This window comes from Pseudomonas atagonensis (assembly GCF_011369485.1).
In the GTDB taxonomy this organism is placed as follows: domain Bacteria; phylum Pseudomonadota; class Gammaproteobacteria; order Pseudomonadales; family Pseudomonadaceae; genus Aquipseudomonas; species Aquipseudomonas atagonensis.
In genome coordinates, this window is record NZ_VXCA01000014.1 from 30,606 (window position 1) to 43,734 (window position 13,129).

The following is a 13,129-nucleotide window of genomic DNA, read 5'->3' on the forward strand; positions in this document are numbered from 1 at the left end:
TTCAGATCACCGTCACGGTCGCTGCTGTCGACCGCTCAATCCAGGTAAGCCATGAAACCGATTCGTCTGCGCGCCGATGTCCTCGCCGGACTCACCACTTCGTTCGCACTGTTGCCCGAGTGCATTGCGTTTGCGCTGGTCGCGCACCTCAATCCGCTGATGGGCCTGTATGGCGCCTTCATCATTTGTACGTTGACGGCGTTGTTCGGCGGTCGGCCGGGAATGGTCTCCGGCGCAGCGGGTTCGATGGCGGTGGTGATCGTGGCACTGGTGGTGCAACACGGCGTGCAGTATTTGCTGGCGACCGTGTTGCTGGGCGGTCTGATCATGATGGCGTTTGGTTTATTGCGGCTGGGCAAACTGGTGCGCATGGTGCCGCATCCGGTGATGCTCGGCTTCGTCAATGGCTTGGCGATCATCATTGCCCTGGCGCAACTGGAGCACTTCAAGAGCGGCGAACACTGGCTCAGCGGCACGCCGTTGTACCTGATGACCGGGCTGGTGTTGCTGACCATGGCCATCGTTTATGTCCTGCCGCGCCTGACCCGTGCGGTGCCGCCGGCACTGGTGGCGATCCTCGGCGTCGGCCTGCTGGTTTACTTGTTCGGCCTGCCGACCCGAACCCTCGGCGACATGGCGCACATTGCTGGCGGCTTGCCGACCTTGGCGTTGCCGGACATCCCCTGGACGCTGGAGACCCTGCGCATCATCGCGCCGTACGCGATCCTGATGGCGCTGGTCGGCCTGCTGGAAACCCTGCTGACACTCAACCTCACCGACGAAATTACCGAAAGCCGTGGCTACCCGGATCGCGAGTGTGTGGCGCTGGGCGCGGCGAATATGGTTTCCGGTGCGTTTGGCGGCATGGGCGGCTGCGCAATGATCGGTCAGACCGTGATCAACCTCAGTTCCGGCGGACGCGGGCGTCTGTCCGGCGTGGTGGCTGGCGTGCTGATTCTGCTGTTCATTCTTTTTCTGTCGCCGCTGATCGAGCGCATTCCGCTGGCAGCGCTGGTCGGGGTGATGTTTGTGGTGTCGCAACAGACCTTCGCCTGGGCCTCGCTGCGGGTGATCAACAAGGTGCCGCTGAACGACGTGCTGGTGATCATCGCCGTGACCACCATCACCGTGTTCACTGACCTGGCCACTGCCGTGCTGTGCGGGATCATCATCGCCGCGCTGAATTTCGCCTGGCAGCAAGCACGCGAACTGTACGCCGATGAACATCTGGAAGCGGATGGCAGCAAACTCTATCGCCTGCACGGCACGCTGTTCTTCGCCTCGACCACGCCGTTTCTCAACCAGTTTGATCCGGCCAATGATCCGCAACGGGTCACGCTGGACTGCCGGCACTTGAGCTTCGTTGACTATTCGGCCATCGCCGCGCTGAAAACCCTGCGCGAACGCTATGAGAAGGCGGGCAAGCAGGTGCAGGTGTTTCATCTGTCCGAACGCTGCAAGAAACTGCTCAAGCGCGCGGGCGTCGACCACGACTGACCGCTATGGGGGCGGGCAAAATGTGGGAGGGGGCTTGCTCCCGAAGACGCTGGATCAGCCGACATCACTGCTGGCTGACACACTGTCTTCGGGAGCAAGCCCCCTCCCACAGTCGATCTGCGGCGTAGCGATCAGTCGATCGCCGGGAAATCGATTTCGGTCAGCGCCGTGTTGTTCAGGTAGTTCGTCAGGGTCTGCACGGCCACCAGCGCAATCACTTCAATGATCTTGCTGTCGTCGATCCCGGCGGCGCGGGCGGCGGCGATTTGCTCGTCGCTCAAGTGGCCACGGGTTTGCGTCAGTTGATGGGCGAGGGCGGCGTAAGCGTTGAGTTCGCCTTGACGCGCCGCGACGATGTCCTGCGCCGACAGCCCGGATTTACTGGCAAACAAAGTGTGCGCCGCCAGGCAATAATCGCAACCGTTGACCTGTGACGTGGCGAGGTAAACCGCTTCTTTCTCTTTGGCGCTCAGCGAGGATTTACCGAGCAGCGACGAGGCTTGCACGTAGGTATCGAGGGCCACCGGTGCCTTGGCAAGGGTAGCGAACAGGTTCGGCAGAAAACCGATTTTTTTCTTCACGCCTTCCAGTACCGGGCGGCTGGCGTCGGTGGCGGTGTCGAGGCTGATAGCGTTGATGCGGCTCATGATGACTCTCCGAAAGTCCGGTGCGAAGTGCGCCGGCGATGGAGTTCATGTTAGGGAGGGTGACTGGTGCTTTGGCGGCAAATCGTCGAGGATATGCGACAGATCGTCCAGAATTGCCGTCGGGAGTCGCCATGGATCGCCTGTCTACACTGCTCAGTCATTTCGGCGTCAATGCCGGCACCTTCCACAGCGGCGAGTTCTGCGGTATCAGCGTGCACGAGGGCGAGCCGAGTGGGCATGTGCACCTGTTGCAGGCGGGTGAGCTGCTGCTCAAACCTGGAAATGAACGTGAACTTCGCATCGCCGAGCCTTCGCTGATTTTCTTTCCCCGCCCGTTTGCCCACCGCATGTCGGCCGATGAGGCCATGGAGACGAAACTGGTGTGCGCGACGCTGACGTTCGACGGTGGCTCGGGCAATGCTTTGGCGGCAGCATTGCCGGATTATCTGGTGCTCAAACTGACTGACATTGCGGAGTTGGGCAGCACGCTGGAATGGTTGTTCAAGGAAGCGTTCGAAGGCCATTGCGGGCGTATGGCTGTGATGGATCGCTTGTTCGAATTGCTGGTGATTCTGTTGTTGCGGCACCTCATCAGCAACCGTGTTCAGCAACCGGGGATGATGGCCGGGCTGGCTGATCCGCGTCTTTCACGAGCCTTGAATCTGATCCACGAGCAACCGGCGAAACCTTGGAGCGTGGCGGATCTGGCCAGCGCCGCGAACCTGTCTCGCGCCGGGTTTGCCGAACAGTTTCGCCGTGTCGTCGGGCAAACGCCGGCGGATTATCTGCTGAGCTGGCGAGTCAGTCTGGCGCAGAAGCGTCTGCGCGAAGGCAAGGCGATTGCGCTGATTGCCGATGAAGTCGGTTATGAAAGTCCTTCGGCGCTGGCCCGGGCGTTTCGCCGCAAGACCGGGCTCAGCCCGCGCGAATGGAAGGCTGGCGCCTGAAGCTTATCGGGCAAATTTCTTCGCCCCGGCCACGCACAGAATCACCCCCAGCGTCACCGCGAGCATGCCGGCGCTGACCTGCTCATGCAGCAAGGTCGCCGCCAGTGCAAGGCCAAAAAACGGTTGCAGCAACTGCAATTGGCCAACTGCCGCGATCCCGCCCTGAGCCAGCCCGCGATACCAGAACACAAAGCCGATCAACATGCTGAACAGCGACACGTAAGCCAGACACAGCCATGCCGACAGGCTGATGTGGCTGAAGGAGGCGGGCGCCAGCCACAGACTCAATACCGCCATGAGCGGCAACGACAAAACCAGCGCCCAGCAAATCACCTGCCAGCCGCCGAGGCTGCGCGACAGTTTCGCGCCTTCGGCATAACCGAGGCCGCAGGCCAGAATCGCCGCGAGCATCAGCAGGTCGCCGGTGGGCGAGGCGGTCAGGCCTTGCGCCAGCGCGTAGCCCACCACCAGGGCACTGCCGAGCAACGAAAATACCCAGAACACCGGGCGTGGTCGTTCGCCGCCGCGCAGCACGCCGAAAATCGCCGTTGCCAGCGGCAGTAATCCGACAAACACAATCGAATGTGCCGACGTCACGTGCTGCAGCGCCAATGCCGTGAGCAAGGGAAAACCGAGCACCACGCCCAGTGCGACGATCAACAACGACAGCCACTGACTGCGCGCCGGGCGCCGTTGGCGAAACAGCCACAACAGCGCCACCGCCAGTACCCCGGCGATGGCAGCGCGGATAACGGTGAGGAACACCGGGTCGAACTCCAGCACTGCCAGACGCGTGGCGGGCAATGAACCGCTGAAAATCACCACGCCGATAAAGCCGTTGATCCAGCCGCTGGTTTTTTCCAGCGCCGGGTTGTGCAGGTTCGAGATTCGTTCCATACGAGGTCGCGCTCAGAAAAAGTGGGGTTGCGTTGGCTAAATCCTAGGGTTGAGAATCAGCACAATCAAAAAATTGTCATGGATACATCTCGACATGCCGCGCGCCCGTTACAAGACACTGGTTGATGCTTACGCTGCGGACATTCGCTCGGGCCGTCTGGCGCCGGGCACGCGACTGCCGACTCATCGAGAATTGGCTGCTGATCAGGGTCTGGCGCTGGTCACTGCGTCACGGGTGTACGCCGAGCTTGAGGCGATGGGTCTGGTCAGCGGCGAAACCGGGCGTGGCACGTTCGTCCGGGAAACCTCTCTGTTGCCGGGGCAGGGCATAGATCAGAAGGACGTGGCGGTCGGTATGATCGATCTGAATTTCAACTACCCGTCGCTGCCCGGCCAAACCGAACTGTTGCGCACGGCGCTGCGTCAGTTGGCGTTGTCTGGGGATCTGGAATCGTTGCTGCGTTACCAGCCTCACGCCGGTCGCGCCCATGAACGTGCCTCGGTGGCGCGGCATTTGTTGAGCCGTGGCGTGACGGTCGACGCCGGACAAGTGCTGATCGTCAACGGCGCGCAGCAAGGGTTGGCGGTGGCGCTGATGGCGCTGCTCAAACCGGGCGATGTGATTGCAGCGGACGCGCTGACGTATTCCGGTTTCAAGGTGCTGGCCGAGGCGTTGCATCTGGAGATCGTCGCCATTGCGAGCAGTGAAAACGGGCCAGACCTCGCAGCGTTGGACAAGCTCTGTCGCAGCCGGTCGGTGCGAGCCGTGTACTGCATGCCGACCCTGCACAATCCGCTGGGCTGGGTGATGCCACTGGCACAGCGCGAGCAGTTGGTGACGATTGCCCGGCGGCATGATCTGACCCTCATCGAAGACGCGGCCTACGCCTTTCTGGTGGAAGATCCTCCGCGCACGCTGGTCGACATGGCCTCGGAGCGCACGGTGTATGTCTCGGGCCTGTCGAAAAATATCGCCACCGGCCTGCGCGTCGGCTTCATCGCCGCGCCGCTAGACACCGTGCCTGCACTGGAACGGGTAATTCGCGCAACCACCTGGAACACTCCCGGCGTGATGACAGCGATTGCCTGCGGCTGGCTCGATGATGGCACCGTCAGCGTGCTTGAGGCGCAAAAACGCAACGACGCCAAGGCTCGTCAGGCTCTGGCTGGCGAGCTGCTGAAAGGGCTGACCTGCATCGGTCATCCGTCTTCCTATTTTTTGTGGCTGCCGCTGCCGGAAGATGTGCGTGCCGATCAGATTGTCGTGGAACTGATGCACCAACAGATTTCGGTCACCACCGCCGAGCCGTTCTCGGTATCGGCACATGTGCCGCACGCGATACGTCTGGCGCTGGGGTCGGTGGACATGGCGGTGTTGCGTGAGGCATTGATTACCGTCAGAAAAGTCGTCGGCGCTTACCTGTAAAAACTACAGGGTGTTAGCCTTGCCCCCCATTGCAATACACCGCTCTGGATCGTCAGATGAAAATAAACGCTTCACTGTCCCTCGCCCTGATCTTCACCGCTGGCCTTTTCAGCACAACCGCTCACGCAGCCGGCGACCCCGAGGCCGGTGCAAAGATCTTCCCGCGCCTGTGTGGCGGCTGCCATCAGGTCGGCGAATCCGCCCGACCAGGGTTCGGCCCACAACTCAACGGCATCATCGGTCGGCCAGCCGGGACTTCGGCGAACTATGTCTATTCCGATGCGATGAAGAACTCCGGACTGACCTGGAACCGAGAAACCCTGATCGCGTACCTCAAGGATCCGAAGGGCGTGGTGCCGGGCACGCGGATGATCTTCTGGGGACTGAGTGACGAGGAAAAGGTCGAAAATCTGCTGGCGTATCTTGCGACGTTCAGTGCCGCTCAATAAGGGCTCTCGAGCCATTCTGGGCTATTACTGAAGACTGGTTATTGCGTCCAGATCAGGAAGTCCGTGATGAAATCAATATTGTTGGCAACACCCTTGATGCTCGCCGCCGGCCTGGCTCACGCCGGCATTCCGATGTTCAACGCCACGTGCCCGGGCAACATCGAAGTGCATGCCGATGACGGCGGGCCGATTTACATCAATGGCAAGGAAGGCAAGTTGAAGAAATTCAACGAGAACTACTTCGAGGCCAAGGGTGCAGGCGTGACGATTTCCCTGAGCATCAATCCCGATGGTTCGCCGGCGGTGTCGTACACCGGGAAGAACAGGGCCAACGGGATTTGCGACCTGAAGAAGGGCTGATCAGGCCACCTGATTACGTCCCGCTGCTTTAGCCTGATAGAGCTGCTGGTCGGCACGCTTGATCAGCGCCATTTGGTTGTTGTCCGCCGGATCCGCCAGCCCGACGCCGATGCTCACCGTGACATTGCCGGCCGCAGGGAATAGGGCGTTGGCGACCGCCGAGCGAATCTTCTCGGCGACGACCTCCGGGGTGTCAGGCTGGGCGATTTCCGGCAGCAGCACGGCGAATTCCTCGCCGCCATAACGCGCGACGAAATCCGTGGTGCGCAGACTGGCCTCAATCAATTGCGCCAATTGCTGCAACACCTCATCGCCCACGGCGTGACCATGGCTGTCATTGATGCGTTTGAAGTGGTCGGCGTCGATCAACAGCAAGGCGAACGGCCGTCCCGTGCGTCGGGACAGCAAACTGTATTCAGTGATTTTTTCGTCGAAGCGACGACGGTTGTAAACGCCGGTCAAGGCATCGTGAGTCGCCAGGCTGAGCAATTCGGCGTTGGCCCGCACAAGATCGGCGGTGCGTTGCGCCACCGTGGCTTCCAGTGAGGCATTGGCCTCCTGCAACTCGTGCTCCTTGCCGAGCAACGATTGAGTCATTGCATCAATCGACTGGCCGAGCTGGGCGATTTCCCGTACCGGATGGTGCAGCGGGAAGTGCGCGCCGGGCTGGTTGTCCTGCACCTGTTTGGCGGAATGCGCCAGTTGTTCGATCGGACGGCTCAGGTACAGCGCCAGATAATACGCGACGAGGCCGAACACCAACGCAGCGAAGACACCCAGCAACAGCAATTTATATAGCAGCAGACGCGCTGGTTGCAGCGCGGTTTCCAATGGTTGTCGAACGGCAATCGACCACGACAACGCGGTACTCGAAGGCGTTGGCACTGTGACCATGCTGGTCAGATATCCGTTGCCCACCGACCAGCCTGGCGACGTTGAACCGTTCGTGGCCAGTTGCTGGCCCATCAGCGCTTCCGGGTACAGCACTTTGCCGTCGTGATCGATGATCAGGGCTTCGATATCCGGCGAGGTGTTCTTGTGCGAGAACGTCGCCGACTCGACGATTCGTGTCACCCAACTCCAGTGAGCGTGGGCGCCCAGTACGCCAATGACCTGACCTTCGGCGTTATGGATCGGCGCGGCGAAATCGATAAAGCGCAACGGTTCACCGTTGGGCAAGCCCGGGAGCAATTTGGCCAGCAACACCGCTTCGTGCGGATCGCCGGTGTATTCGCCGCGCACTCCGGCCTGAAACCACGGACGTGCCTGCACCGACTGACCGACCAGCAAACCATTGACCGCCTGATGCACCTTGCCTTCGGCATCGGTTACGCCCATCCACGCATACTCGGCGCGGGCCTGAGTGCGCAGTTGCATGGATTTCAGAATCGCCGGGTTGTCCAGATCGCCGCGCTCCAGATGCGGTGCGCGGCTGAGCAGGTAAACCTCCAGTTGCCGCTCGCGCAACTGCTCTCCCAGCAAGGTCGCCGCCGAACGTGCGGTGTTCAGCAGGGCATTGCCGCTGGCCTGTTTCATCTGTTCGGTGGCGATATGGCCGACGTAGAACCCGACGCTTAATAACGTCAGCAGGGACAAACCGGCAAACCAAAGGGTGAGATGGCTACGCAAACTGGCTTTGAGCATGGGCAGGCAATGTCTGTTTTGGAGTTGTGGCCGCATGGTATGCGTAATGGTCGGTGGGTGGCCAGTCGGCCGATTCCGCCGGACTTTGTCGGACGCCGCACCGGGGTTTGTAATCCATGCGAGGAGCGCATGCATGAAAAAGCCCGGCTGATCAGGCCGGGCTTTTCCGTAGCCGCTGTTATGGCGTTGTCGGGCGAACACATAACTCGCCGGTAGCCCGTGTCAGGGCCAGGTCATGCAGCGGATCACGGTTCAGATCGCTGCGCGCAGCGGCCAGCCAGACCGGGCATTTCGGGTCATGTCGATAGGGTGCGAAATCAGCGTATTGCTGCAACAGGCGGCTTTGCAGTTGATCCAGGAGCGGGCGAATCTGTTTAGCCAGATCCGGGCGCTTCGTGTCCGGCGCCGCGCCGGCCGCTTGCCACTGCGCGAGCAAACCGTATTGCACCAGTTTATTGGCCTCCATTTGAGCCGCGATCAACTGTGCGACATCCTCCGGATCGAGCTTGCGCTCGCTGGCCAGCTTACGGGCATTGGCAATCACCTGCGCCTCGCGCGGGCTGTCCTGAATCGGCTTGCCGCTGTCCCATTTGGTCAAGGCAACGAGGTCGCCGATGTTCAGGCGTTCGTTGAGTGTCGCCAGCAACGGCTTCAAGGTTGGCGGTGCCGGGGAGGGCGTAGCGGCGTGAGCGGCGCTGGCAAACAGAGCCAGAAGGGTGCAGGTCAGCAGGCGTGACGAATGGAGCATGAGCGGGGTACCTCGGTGGCAGCAGCAGGATGCGTTGTGTATCACGGTTGAGCAGGCGACGGCATCAACCGCGTGCGCATCTTCGTGCGTCAGGGAAATATCAACTCACAGCTGAAATGTTAATTGCACCTCGCACCCATCTCGCCGAAGCTATCCTCCATTAGTCTCCCTGCCGTCGAGATGGACCTCTATTCAATGCAAACCCCCGCCGCCATCAAACCCCTCTGGCAAACCTATTTGCTGTTCCTTGCGCCGATGGTGTTGTCCAACTTCCTGCAATCGATGTCAGGCACGGTCAACAGCATCTACATCGGCCAGATGCTGGGCACGCAAGCGTTGGCGGCCGTGTCGGGCATGTTCCCCATCGTGTTTTTCTTTATTGCTCTGGTCATCGGCTTGGGCGCCGGGGCAGGGGTGTTGATCGGTCAGGCGTGGGGCGCGCGTGAGGCGCACATGGTCAAGGCCATCGCCGGGGCGACGTTGTTGCTGGGGGTGTTGATCGGTCTGGTCGCGGCGGTGCTCGGCAGTGTTTTTGCGCGGCAGGCGTTGAGCGGGTTGGGTACGCCGGCCGATGTGCTCGACGATGCGGTGGCGTACGCGCACGTGATGATGTGGATTTTGCCGTCGATGCTGGTGTTCGTGTTGTTCACGCAGTTGTTGCGCGGGGTCAGTGACACGCTGTCCCCGTTGCTCGCGCTGGTGGTGTCGACGTGCGTGGGGCTGGCGCTGACACCGGCGCTGATTCGCGGCTGGTTCGGTCTGCCGCAACTGGGGATTCAAAGTGCGGCGTTTGCCGGGCTGGCCGGTAACCTGGCGGCGATGGCGTGGCTGGCGTGGCGGCTGATTCGCAAACAGCATCCGCTGGCGCCCGACCGTGAGTTTTTCAGGGCGCTGCGTCTGAACGGCGCGATCCTCGGCAAGGTGTTGCGCATCGGTCTGCCGACCGGCGTACAAATGATCGTGCTGTCGTTGTCGGAGCTGGTGATTCTGGCGCTGGTCAACCAGCACGGGTCGCAGGCGACGGCGGCCTACGGTGCGGTGACGCAGATCGTCAACTACGTGCAGTTTCCGGCTCTGTCGATTGCGATCACGGCATCGATTCTCGGCGCCCAGGCGATCGGCGCGGGAAGGCTGGAACGCATGGGGCCGATTCTGCGTACCGGGTTGCTGATCAACGTCTGCCTCACTGGAGGCCTGATCGTGCTGGGCTACCTGTTGTCGCACTGGTTGCTGGGGCTGTTCCTGACGGAGGATTCGACCCGGGCGATGGCCGAGCACCTGCTGCATATCATGCTGTGGAGCCTTTTGGTGTTCGGCTTTCAGGCGATCATCGGCGGGATCATGCGTGCCAGCGGCACGGTGCTGGTGCCGGTGGCGATTGCGATCATCTGCGTGGTCGGCGTGCAGTTGCCGGCGGCGTACTGGCTCGACGGCCAGTACGGATTGCAAGGTGTGTGGATGGCGTTTCCGGTGGCGTATCTGGGCATGCTGGTGTTGCAGACGCTGTATTACAAACTGGTCTGGCAGCATCAGAAGATCGAACGACTGGTGTAGTGGTGGCGTAACCGCCGGTTGTTTGCTTAAGTCAATCGAGACCCCTCGACGGCGAGCGCTGCCCGGAGAATCCGATGTCGATCCGAATGCTGCTGGCCGCCGCGTGTTCCCTGTGCGCCATCGCCACTGTGCAGGCGGTCGAGTACGACCACGTCAACACCACCGCCAGCCAGATCAGCTTTACCTACAGTCAGATGGGCTCACGGATGTACGGCACTTTCGGCAAGTTTGACGCGACATTGAACTTCGATACCGACAATCTCGCGAACGCCCGCACGACCTTGCACATCGACCTCACCAGCATTGATGCCGGCAGTGAGGACGCCAACACTGAACTGGTGAAACCGGCGTGGTTCGACACGGGAAAATATCCGGTGGCGGTATTTGAATCGAGCCGGTTTACCCAAGTGTCTGAAAATCACTTCCTGATCGCCGGGCAGCTCTCGCTCAAGGGCATCACCCGCGAGGTGCAGGTGCCGGTCGAGTTGAAACCGGGCAGCGCCATCGGCATTTTCGACGGTGAACTGCTGCTCAAGCGTGACGCGTTCGGCCTCGGCGCGGGGGAGTGGGCGGACACCGTGGTGTCCAAAGAGATCACCATCAAGTTCAAGGTGGTGGCGCCACAGCAGTGACGCCACACGCCCGGGTCATTCAATAAGCGCGCCAGTGACCCGGCACCCAGCGCCATTGATTGCCGCCCCAGCGATAGTGACCGGCGATCCAGTGATACCCCGGCGCCGGCATCACCGGCACCACTTCCACCGGCGGCGGAGGGCGGTGCGGGCGAGCCGGGGCGACGACGCAACCGCTCAGGGTAATGGCCACCAGTGTGGCGGCGAGCAGCGATTTAACGGTTTTCGACATGGTGATGTTCCCGCAAAGTAATGTGTGCAGGCGGGGGCTCAATTAGCGCACCCAGTGCCCTTCAACCCAGAACCAGTTCGGCCCGCGTGCCTGCCAGTGCCCCGGTTTCCAGCGAGCGCCGTGTCTCACCTGTTGCCAGTGGCCGGGCATCCACACGTAACCGCGACCTTCCCAGCGCCAATGGCCCTGGTCCCAGACATAGCCGGGGCGCGGTCCCGGCATCACTTCCATGCGCATTGGCGGTGGGGCTTGCTGGACGATCACCACCTGTTGAGCAAACACTGGCGCGCTGGCCAGCGTGGCCAGTGTCAACGGCACCAGCAACAAGGTTTTCCGCCATCTGGACAGGGAACGCAAAACGCTCATGACAACTCCTCAAGGCCTGCGTCGAAAAATGAACGCAGCTGAAGACTTGGACGCTGAAACGGCGAAAGATCCTGGCGGCGGCGGATGAAATTTTTGTCAGGAATCCGGCCTTCGCATCTCGCTGCGACGGACACTGTCGATTGTTCAGTCAGCACAGATACAGGCGGATCCGGCCTACAAGGTATGATGTCGCGGTTTTCCGCCGGAGTTCGCCTGCCATGCCCCGCATCACCCATTACAAAACCCCATGCCCTGAAGGCGTCAACAGCCAGATTCTGCAGATGGTCGTCGATTACCTGACTGACATCAGCGCCGTCGGCCTCGGCCCGAGCAACCTGCTGTACAACGTCTATCAGTACGCGGTCGGCTATGAGGTGCATCTGTATCTGGAGGCATTGAACGGGGAAAAGGGCACCGAGGTGGAGTTGCTTGTCGCCACCGCCGAAAACGATCCCGAGCAAGTGATCGGTTTCTTGCTGTACTTGCCGGTGCAAGGCGATTGGGAAGCGTGCAGCGTCGCCTACATGGCGGTGCATGAAGGGCATCGGCGTCAAGGCGTGGCGCGGGCGCTGATAGGCGAAATGGTCGGGCGCTATCCCCACGTCGAACTGGCGTGCACGGTTGGCAAAGTCCCGTATTTCGAAGCGCTGCGTTTCGAGGTGATCGGTCAGCGCGAGACCCAGGTGCTGATGAGCACCCGCCATTATCGCAGCAACGGTTTGCGTGGCTTTATCGACACCACGCCGATCTACCGCTCGCTGGAAGTGCAGCAGATCCACACGTACCTGCTGCAGAAAAACGGCAAGCGCGCCATGCTCGACGCCGAGAAACAGCGCGACCGCCATCTCGACCAGACCACTCGTCACACCGAAGCGTTTGTCCGCCAGCGAATGACTCTGCACTGAGCGTTTTGTGCAGACAAAAAAGAGCCTCAAAGCTCTTTGATGGGGAGGAAGTAGAGCCCGTGAGGCTCAAGATGCGCATGATGCAAGGCGCGGGCTTGATTGGGGTTCAGAGCACCCGCGCCTACGCAACGCTCGATGATTCGAGTCGCTGCGTCAGTCCATCCTAGGAGTGTGACGGGGGGCTCTCAAGTACCGCCAGTCGCGCGGGCAGCGGCTCTCTCGACAATCCCCATGATGGTTTCATACAACTCGTCGCTGGCCTGTTCGGCACTGATTTCGTCGTTGGCTGCGGCGTGGGACAAGGCTTCCGCAGCGCCCAGCATTGCACGCAAAGCCGCTTGCGTGATCTGCCCGCCATTGGCATAGGGCGCCAGATCCTTGCGGCATTTTTCGAGGAAGATTGCCTCGTACTCGCGCTTGATCTTTTCCAGTTCCGGAGTGCTCGCCAGCGCGGCGATGACTCCGGGAATCTCGCTGCCTTGCAGCAACACGCAATCGACGTACGCCTTGGCGATCACTGAAGCGGTGCCGACCAACGTTGGCTCGCAATGGGCGACGGCGGCGTCCATGACCACGGTCTGGCGTGCATCGAAATCCCGGTAAAGCGCGGCGAGCAATCCGGCGCGCGTGGTGAAGTGATCGTACACCACCGGTTTGGTCACGCCCGCCTGTTCAGCGAGGTAGCCAAGGGTCAGGGCATCGGTACCTTCGGCGCGAATCATTTGCCAGGCGACATCGAGCAACTGGCGCTGGCGGTCTTCACGCGACAGACGTTTGCGCGGTTGCGCCGGGGAATCCTGTTCGGAGATTTCAGTGGTTGACATC

15 protein-coding genes are annotated in these 13,129 nt (G+C 61.1%); 8 read left to right on the top strand and 7 right to left on the bottom strand.

Translation table 11 applies throughout. The features are described from left to right. The first annotated feature begins 51 nt into the window (after positions 1–51). Positions 52–1,497 (top strand): SulP family inorganic anion transporter, encoded by a 1,446-nt coding sequence (locus F2P67_RS10530; protein WP_166220069.1) that lies wholly within the window; start codon positions 52–54, stop codon positions 1,495–1,497. Between the two features lie 131 nt (positions 1,498–1,628). Here F2P67_RS10530 and F2P67_RS10535 read toward each other — a convergent pair whose 3' ends face one another. After that, a complete protein-coding gene (locus F2P67_RS10535) occupies positions 1,629–2,144 on the bottom strand; it encodes a carboxymuconolactone decarboxylase family protein (RefSeq protein WP_166220071.1) in 516 nt (171 codons plus the stop codon). Positions 2,145–2,275: 131 nt separating this feature from the next. On the opposite strand from F2P67_RS10535, the gene F2P67_RS10540 reads away from it, so the two are divergent. Next, entirely contained in the window at positions 2,276–3,091 is an 816-nt protein-coding gene (locus F2P67_RS10540) for an AraC family transcriptional regulator (RefSeq protein ID WP_166220073.1), read from the top strand. 3 nt (positions 3,092–3,094) lie between these two features. Here F2P67_RS10540 and F2P67_RS10545 read toward each other — a convergent pair whose 3' ends face one another. Continuing rightward, positions 3,095–3,988: a DMT family transporter gene (locus F2P67_RS10545; protein WP_166220075.1), complete on the bottom strand. Its 894-nt coding sequence runs from the start codon at positions 3,986–3,988 to the stop codon at positions 3,095–3,097. 94 nt (positions 3,989–4,082) lie between these two features. Between F2P67_RS10545 and F2P67_RS10550 the strand changes: the two genes are divergently transcribed. The 3 genes from F2P67_RS10550 (at position 4,083) to F2P67_RS10560 (ending at position 6,223) form a co-directional block, all read left to right on the top strand. Then, complete coding sequence (locus F2P67_RS10550; RefSeq protein WP_166220077.1) at positions 4,083–5,414, top strand: aminotransferase-like domain-containing protein; 1,332 nt, start codon at positions 4,083–4,085, stop codon at positions 5,412–5,414. A 56-nt stretch (positions 5,415–5,470) separates the two neighbouring features. Beyond that, the gene (locus F2P67_RS10555) at positions 5,471–5,863 is read left to right on the top strand and encodes a c-type cytochrome (protein ID WP_166220078.1); all 393 of its coding nucleotides are present in this window, start codon (positions 5,471–5,473) and stop codon (positions 5,861–5,863) included. 66 nt (positions 5,864–5,929) lie between these two features. After that, positions 5,930–6,223: a hypothetical protein gene (locus F2P67_RS10560; RefSeq protein ID WP_166220079.1), complete on the top strand. Its 294-nt coding sequence runs from the start codon at positions 5,930–5,932 to the stop codon at positions 6,221–6,223. Here F2P67_RS10560 and F2P67_RS10565 read toward each other — a convergent pair whose 3' ends face one another. Beyond that, positions 6,224–7,867 (bottom strand): sensor domain-containing diguanylate cyclase, encoded by a 1,644-nt coding sequence (locus tag F2P67_RS10565; RefSeq protein ID WP_166220080.1) that lies wholly within the window; start codon positions 7,865–7,867, stop codon positions 6,224–6,226. Between the two features lie 178 nt (positions 7,868–8,045). Next, positions 8,046–8,615 carry a chorismate mutase gene (locus tag F2P67_RS10570; RefSeq protein ID WP_166220081.1) on the bottom strand — a complete coding sequence of 190 codons (570 nt, stop codon included), beginning with the start codon at positions 8,613–8,615 and terminating at the stop codon, positions 8,046–8,048. Between the two features lie 195 nt (positions 8,616–8,810). Between F2P67_RS10570 and F2P67_RS10575 the strand changes: the two genes are divergently transcribed. Together F2P67_RS10575 and F2P67_RS10580 are read left to right on the top strand one after the other, a co-directional pair. Beyond that, on the top strand, positions 8,811–10,169 hold the full coding sequence (locus F2P67_RS10575; RefSeq protein WP_166220082.1) for an MATE family efflux transporter: 1,359 nt from the start codon (positions 8,811–8,813) through the stop codon (positions 10,167–10,169). Positions 10,170–10,243: 74 nt separating this feature from the next. Next, complete coding sequence (locus F2P67_RS10580; protein WP_166220083.1) at positions 10,244–10,801, top strand: YceI family protein; 558 nt, start codon at positions 10,244–10,246, stop codon at positions 10,799–10,801. A 19-nt stretch (positions 10,802–10,820) separates the two neighbouring features. Here the strand turns inward: F2P67_RS10580 and F2P67_RS10585 are convergent, their stop codons facing one another. Then, positions 10,821–11,033 (bottom strand): YXWGXW repeat-containing protein, encoded by a 213-nt coding sequence (locus F2P67_RS10585; RefSeq protein WP_166220085.1) that lies wholly within the window; start codon positions 11,031–11,033, stop codon positions 10,821–10,823. 42 nt (positions 11,034–11,075) lie between these two features. After that, on the bottom strand, positions 11,076–11,399 hold the full coding sequence (locus F2P67_RS10590) for a YXWGXW repeat-containing protein (protein WP_166220087.1): 324 nt from the start codon (positions 11,397–11,399) through the stop codon (positions 11,076–11,078). 218 nt (positions 11,400–11,617) lie between these two features. On the opposite strand from F2P67_RS10590, the gene F2P67_RS10595 reads away from it, so the two are divergent. After that, positions 11,618–12,304, top strand: coding sequence for a GNAT family N-acetyltransferase (locus F2P67_RS10595; RefSeq protein WP_166220089.1), 687 nt, complete (start codon positions 11,618–11,620; stop codon positions 12,302–12,304). 185 nt (positions 12,305–12,489) lie between these two features. On the opposite strand, the gene F2P67_RS10600 is transcribed toward F2P67_RS10595, so the two are convergent. Further along, on the bottom strand, positions 12,490–13,128 hold the full coding sequence (locus F2P67_RS10600; RefSeq protein WP_166220091.1) for a TetR/AcrR family transcriptional regulator: 639 nt from the start codon (positions 13,126–13,128) through the stop codon (positions 12,490–12,492). Position 13,129 lies beyond the last annotated feature (1 nt).

Coding starts and splice junctions, on each gene's coding strand:
- F2P67_RS10560 (WP_166220079.1), top strand. CDS start 5,930: ATGAAATCAATATTGTTGGCAACACCCTTGATGCTCGCCGCCGGCCTG.
- F2P67_RS10545 (WP_166220075.1), bottom strand. CDS start 3,988: ATGGAACGAATCTCGAACCTGCACAACCCGGCGCTGGAAAAAACCAGC.
- F2P67_RS10530 (WP_166220069.1), top strand. CDS start 52: ATGAAACCGATTCGTCTGCGCGCCGATGTCCTCGCCGGACTCACCACT.
- F2P67_RS10550 (WP_166220077.1), top strand. CDS start 4,083: ATGCCGCGCGCCCGTTACAAGACACTGGTTGATGCTTACGCTGCGGAC.
- F2P67_RS10600 (WP_166220091.1), bottom strand. CDS start 13,128: ATGTCAACCACTGAAATCTCCGAACAGGATTCCCCGGCGCAACCGCGC.
- F2P67_RS10580 (WP_166220083.1), top strand. CDS start 10,244: ATGTCGATCCGAATGCTGCTGGCCGCCGCGTGTTCCCTGTGCGCCATC.
- F2P67_RS10585 (WP_166220085.1), bottom strand. CDS start 11,033: ATGTCGAAAACCGTTAAATCGCTGCTCGCCGCCACACTGGTGGCCATT.
- F2P67_RS10535 (WP_166220071.1), bottom strand. CDS start 2,144: ATGAGCCGCATCAACGCTATCAGCCTCGACACCGCCACCGACGCCAGC.
- F2P67_RS10595 (WP_166220089.1), top strand. CDS start 11,618: ATGCCCCGCATCACCCATTACAAAACCCCATGCCCTGAAGGCGTCAAC.
- F2P67_RS10540 (WP_166220073.1), top strand. CDS start 2,276: ATGGATCGCCTGTCTACACTGCTCAGTCATTTCGGCGTCAATGCCGGC.
- F2P67_RS10570 (WP_166220081.1), bottom strand. CDS start 8,615: ATGCTCCATTCGTCACGCCTGCTGACCTGCACCCTTCTGGCTCTGTTT.
- F2P67_RS10590 (WP_166220087.1), bottom strand. CDS start 11,399: ATGAGCGTTTTGCGTTCCCTGTCCAGATGGCGGAAAACCTTGTTGCTG.
- F2P67_RS10565 (WP_166220080.1), bottom strand. CDS start 7,867: ATGCTCAAAGCCAGTTTGCGTAGCCATCTCACCCTTTGGTTTGCCGGT.
- F2P67_RS10555 (WP_166220078.1), top strand. CDS start 5,471: ATGAAAATAAACGCTTCACTGTCCCTCGCCCTGATCTTCACCGCTGGC.
- F2P67_RS10575 (WP_166220082.1), top strand. CDS start 8,811: ATGCAAACCCCCGCCGCCATCAAACCCCTCTGGCAAACCTATTTGCTG.